Below are 376 nucleotides of genomic sequence, written 5' to 3'. Positions count from 1 at the left end.
CGCTTGGAGATCGACAACCCAATGCCCATGCCACCAGCCTTGGTCGTTGTGAACGGCTTAAACAAGTTGGCGGCAATTTCCTCAGGTATGCCAGCGCCGGAGTCTTCGACCGCAATCATGACCTCTGTAGTGCCCAAGCGCCGAATGGTGACCAAAAGTTCCTTCTTGGGCGTATTTTTCATCGCCTCTACGGCGTTGCGCATAAGGTTTGTCAGCACCTGCTGTATCTGGATTCGGTCGACCAGGACATGGTCTGCGCCTGATTCGAAATCGAAGACCGTTCGCACGCCTTTCTCACGCGACCCGACCAAAGCAAGCGCGCCGGCTTCTTCGACCAGTTGCCGCAGGTTGTGGGGAGACTTATCCGTCTCTCCCT

General features: G+C 56.1%; 1 protein-coding gene. It reads right to left on the bottom strand.

Annotated features, from left to right (window positions below; all coding sequences use genetic code 11):
* The coding region (locus IB263_RS33875; RefSeq protein WP_192439610.1) for a sensor histidine kinase at window positions 1-376 on the bottom strand (376 nt) is incomplete at both ends.

It is taken from the genome of Ensifer sp. ENS03, from assembly GCF_014852035.1.
In the GTDB taxonomy this organism is placed as follows: Bacteria; Pseudomonadota; Alphaproteobacteria; order Rhizobiales; family Rhizobiaceae; genus Ensifer; species Ensifer adhaerens.
This window is presented reverse-complemented; position numbering and strand designations above follow the sequence as displayed.